This is a genomic window from Bradyrhizobium sp. P2_E8 (assembly GCF_056403875.1).
Genome location: NZ_JBFUES010000558.1, coordinates 1 through 4,991 on the forward strand (window position 1 = coordinate 1; position 4,991 = coordinate 4,991).

A 4,991-nucleotide genomic window follows, 5' to 3' on the forward strand; every position below is an offset into this window, starting at 1 on the left:
GTTCCTCCTCTTCCTCCTCGCTTTCTTCCTCCTCTCCTTGACCATCACGCGTGGCTTGATCGTCCTCTCCACCGTCACCATCCGGTGCCTCCGCGTCGCCTTCCCGCCGCGCTTCGGCAGGCGATTTCTCGTCCTCGGGGCGGATGAAACCGCGTTCGATCCTGATGGTGCCGTCATGATTGAGGATCACGAAAGCACCGCCGCGCGCGACATCGCCGGGATCGTAGGCCTGCCGTTTCGCCTCAAACTGCTCGATTTGGTTCTCCAATTCACCGAACCGCGCATCCACCTCGTCAGGCAGTTCATCGGCTGCCCGATGCTGTTCGGTCAGCTCATCAAACTCGGTTTGAGCGACCTGAAGAGCGGTCTGATCTTCCGCCGAAAGCTCGACCGGATGCGTGTAGGCACGGCGCATGCCGTGCGCGTATGGGAAGTCGAGATGAGGCTCCGTCCACTTCCATCCCTCGGCCGCCCGTAAGGCGTCCGCCTCCCGGCCAAGCCGTGCCGTCACCAAGAGATCGAGCAGCGCCAAATCTTCGAGATAGCCGCCGCGATCCTCGGTGAAGAGGTCGCGCAGGATCGTACCGCCTGCCTCGATATAGGCCTCGAGCCCGACAAAGCGGGCGCGGCGATCGGTTGCGGCGACATGGGTTTCGGTGAGAAGACGGCGGATGGTGCTGGCATCGCGGTCGTAGGACAGGCGCTCATAGACGCTCTCCTGCCGGGCCTGATCGTCAGTGATGGCAAATGCCATCAGCTGCTCAAGGGTCAGATCGCCGTCGCGATAGAGCTGGATCAATCGTGGCGAAACTGCACCCAACCGAAGGCGCTGCCGCACCACATGCGGCGTCACCCCAAAGCGAGCGGCGATCTGCTCCGCACCGAAGCCACGCTCCTCCGCGAGCTTCCGGAACGCCTCGAACTGGTCGGCCGGATGCATGTTTTCCCGGGTGACATTCTCGTCCAGGCTGATCTCGTGGGGGTCATTCGCGGTGTCGATGATGCAGCGGATCGGCTCGGTCTTCTTGATCTCCTTCCGCTTGACCCGCAGAAGCTGGGCAAGCCGCCTGCCCTCGCCGATGGTCACCAAATAGAACCCCGTGGCCACGCCCTCTCCGTCCAACTCGAGCTCGACCACCAGATTCTGCAGGATGCCCTTGGCGGCAATACTCGCCGCATAGCCCTTGATTGCCGCCTCGCTATGCGGCGTCTTGCGCGCATTGTTCGGGGACTTCTTGAGCTTATTGAGCGGAATGAGAACCTCCGTCCCGCTCGCGGAAATGATTTCAACCTGCTTACCGACATGATCATTCTTCCTTTTGCTTCCACGGGTGTAAGGCGCACCACGCGCCTGCACCCCTGCCCGTCGGCGAGACCCGGGGGTAGCAAGCGCCAGGGCGACCCGAGCGGAGGGGGATCGCCCGCCCGAAAGGGCCGCTCGTGAGAAGCGGGTCTGCACGCGCGCATGCCAGCCGTTCGAGAAGGTGATGCCCGTTCGAAAGCACGGAAGACCGGGGAGACCGCTCGGGTCGGCGCCGGCGCCAGCCGGCGCTTCACCCTGGCGCGCGCGAGGGGCGGAGCCCCTGAGCTCTCGAGCGTTGGAATATTGAGCAAGTCAGCGCAGGTGAGAACAAGACGAGAGTGAGAGAATTAAAAGAGGCACCCGCAGGAGGGTCAGCATAGCGCCGACGCGGTACGCGGCGGGACCCGGGACCGAGTGCAGTCGCGAGACCGGTTAACAAGGCACCCGCGCGACGGGCAGTGATAGCGGTGCCGCGAAGCGGCAGCCCTTCGTGCGAGTGCCTCCGGCGAGCGACACATTCATCGAGCTGAGATCCAGAACCGAGGCTCTCCACGTGCTCGCCGAGACAACGCGTGACCTGTGAAATCTGACAGTATCGGTCATACATCCGACTAGTTAGAATCCCGTGAGCTATATTGGGCAATCGGCAAATGCTGCTGTTAGCCAGAACCCTTGAGCGCAGTACGATCGCTGGTCAGTCCCGAAGGCAATGATTACGCGCTTCGCCCAAATTGCGTGCGTTTACGGAGGAAGCGAGCGAGACAACCACAGACAAGTTGGACCGGAGATTAAATGAGGCATATCGCGAAAGTGATCGATGCCCGCACCTAGGATGACGTTGGCGCGGCTGCCCCAAGCATTCCCCGCGCCGGCCCATATCGGCCCAAGCAGCCGCTCGTCGCAATTGAGCTATCGCCCGCGTATTGATTGTATGTGCCAATGGGCACTGGCGATCTCGAGGCGGATAGCACCACTGGAAGGATTCAAAAAAGCGGCTGCGTCGAGCAGGAGGTTGCCCTTACTCAGCGTTGCAGGGCATTTCGACTCCCCACACCTGCTCGAAACTACGCGGCAGACGCACTCCTCAAACAAATAGAATCGCGTCGATGCTGCCCGTATAAAACTCGATCGCCGTTAGTGCTTCGCAGATCGCGACGCCGCTAACATGATCGATATATCAAAGCGCCCAGAGGGCGTTGGTCTGCACGATCCACTCCGTCTTGCTGTAGCAGCGGCCGTGGCATTTCCCGATGGTTCGATGACCGCTTCCGGGCTGCGCCGAGAGAGCGCTCGCGGAAGACTCATCATCGAGCGCATTGCGGGCAAAGATTACACGACACTCTTTCATATAGAGAGAATGAGGGAATTATGCCGCGTCAAAGCAAAGGAGCCCGACTCTACAGACGTAAAGCACGGTATCGCGAAGGCAATCTCGTCGCCCAGTCTGTTTGGATTATCAAAGACGGAGACCGACATATCGCCACAGGATGCCTTGCGAGCGCGTCTGAAACAAAGCCGCCGCAGAAAGCAGAGCAAGCGCTAGCGAACTACATCGCGCGAAAATATCAGCCGGAACGCAGTCGAAGGGACATCGACGACATCGATTGCGCGGACGTGCTGTCGATCTATCTGACCGATATCGGCGAGCCTGGTGATCAGTTTGAAATTGAAGCGAGGATAGGCAGGCTAAACGATTTTTGGGGCGGCAAGAAGCTGTCGGCGGTCAATGCGCAAACCTGTGCGGCTTACGTTAAACATCGCGGCAGTCAGGGCGGCGCGCGTCGTGACCTCGAGAGCTTTCGCGCTGCAATCAACCATCATGCAAAAGAGGGCTTTCACCGCGGCGCGGTTCGCATATCTCTCCCGCCGAAAGGTGAGCCGCGCGATCGGTGGCTCACTCGCGACGAAGCCGCAGCGTTGCTTTGGCACTGTTGGCGGCACCGCGAGAAACAGACAATTCATTCGGGGCTATCAAAGGGAGACCCGGTAGCCACAAGCCGGAGACCTCTGCGTCATATCGCGCGGTTTATCCTGATCGGCCTGTACACTGGCACTCGGGCAGGCGCGATCGCATCTGCGTCGCCATATGCGGTAACTGGGCGCTCCTACGTGGATCTGGAGCGCGGTATCTTTTATCGCAAGGCCATTGGCAAGCGCACGACCAAGAAGCGCCAGACGCCTGCACCGATACCGCCACGGCTGCTCGCCCACCTTCGGCGCTGGTGGAACCGTAAGCTGATCGCGGAGTGCTTCGTTGAGTTCAACGGCAAGCCGGTCGCCTCCGTGAAAAAGGGCTTTAAGACCGCCGTAGGGCTTGCCGGCCTACCGGGGAAGGTGACACCCCACACCCTTCGCCATACCGCTGCGACATGGCTCATGCAGCGGGGTGTGCCCATCTGGGAGGCGGCAGGGTTCCTGGGCATGTCTCCCGAAGTCCTGCAGGATACCTATGGGCACCACCACCCAGACTTTCTGCAGGGGGCGGCCACGGCCATTGGCCAAAAAGGCCGATATGTTTCGGTGGTTGAAACGGTGGTTGACTCGGGAACGAYCAACGATCAGAAGGAAAAACCTAATGATTTCTGGTCGGAGTGGCAGGATTCGAACCTGCGACCCCTGCGTCCCGAACGCAGTGCTCTACCGGGCTGAGCCACACTCCGACAAGAGGCCGGCTTATAGCGTTGGGTTTGGCGCACCGCAAGCGGCCGAGTTGAGGAATTTTATCCCTGTGAAACCGGGTCTTGAAACGCTGATTCTACCGGCTGGCGATGCCACCGCAGGGGCCGCCGCCCGGACTCTGGCGGCCGGCGGGCTGGTCGCGTTTCCGACCGAGACGGTCTACGGGCTCGGCGCGGACGCCGCCAATGCCACCGCGATCGCCCATCTCTATGCCGCCAAAGGGCGCCCGGCCTTCAATCCGCTGATCGCCCATGTTGCGGACATTGCCGCCGCGCAGGCCATCGGGCGGTTCGACGCGCGCGCCCTGAAGCTGGCGCAGGCGTTCTGGCCGGGGCCGCTGACGCTGGTGGTGCCGAAGACGGACGGCTGCCCGGTGGCCGATCTCGCCACCGCGGGCCTCGACACGGTCGCGATCCGCATTCCCGCCCACCCGGTGGCGCAGGCGATCCTGCGTGCCTTCGGCGGGGCGGTGGTGGCACCGTCGGCGAACATCTCCGGGCACGTCTCGCCGACGCTGGYGGCCCATGTCGAGAACGACCTTGCGGGACGAATCGACCTGATCGTCGACGGCGGGCCGGTCGCGGTCGGCGTCGAATCCACCATTGTCGGCTGCTTCGACGCGCCGATACTGCTCCGGCCCGGCGGACTGTCGCGCGAGCGGATCGAGGCCGTGCTCGGCGCCGCCCTGGCGCGGCCGCCGGCGGAAGCGGAGGGCGACGACAGCCAGCCCCTGGCGCCGGGCATGCTGGCCTCGCATTACGCGCCGCGCGCCAATGTACGGCTCAATGCGCGCGAGGTGGCGCCGGGCGAAGCGCTGCTGGCGTTCGGGCCCTCACGCCTCCCCGGCCTTGACGCCGCGGCGGCCGTCATGAATTTGTCGCCCGCCGGTGATCTCGACGAGGCCGCCGCCAACCTGTTCGGTTATCTTCGCACCCTCGATGCGAAGAGCCCACGGGCGATCGCGGTGATGACGATCCCTGAGGAAGAGCTTGGCGAAGCGATCAATGAC

The 4,991-nt window shown here is 62.6% G+C and carries 2 protein-coding genes, 1 tRNA gene and 1 pseudogene; 2 read left to right on the forward strand and 2 right to left on the reverse strand.

The window, feature by feature from the left end:
• A partial coding sequence (locus tag AC1D00_RS26385; RefSeq protein WP_477012671.1) for a ParB/RepB/Spo0J family partition protein occupies positions 1–1,357 on the reverse strand: 1,357 nt, incomplete at its 3' end.
• A 1,314-nt stretch (positions 1,358–2,671) separates the two neighbouring features.
• On the opposite strand from AC1D00_RS26385, the pseudogene AC1D00_RS26390 reads away from it, so the two are divergent.
• Positions 2,672–3,715: pseudogene (locus AC1D00_RS26390) on the forward strand (tyrosine-type recombinase/integrase); the annotation flags it as partial.
• Positions 3,716–3,886: 171 nt separating this feature from the next.
• Here the strand turns inward: AC1D00_RS26390 and AC1D00_RS26395 are convergent.
• Positions 3,887–3,963: transfer RNA gene (locus AC1D00_RS26395), tRNA-Pro, on the reverse strand.
• A 68-nt stretch (positions 3,964–4,031) separates the two neighbouring features.
• Here AC1D00_RS26395 and AC1D00_RS26400 point away from each other — a divergent pair.
• Positions 4,032–4,991: L-threonylcarbamoyladenylate synthase (locus tag AC1D00_RS26400; RefSeq protein ID WP_477012672.1), on the forward strand; the 960-nt coding region annotated here is incomplete at its 3' end.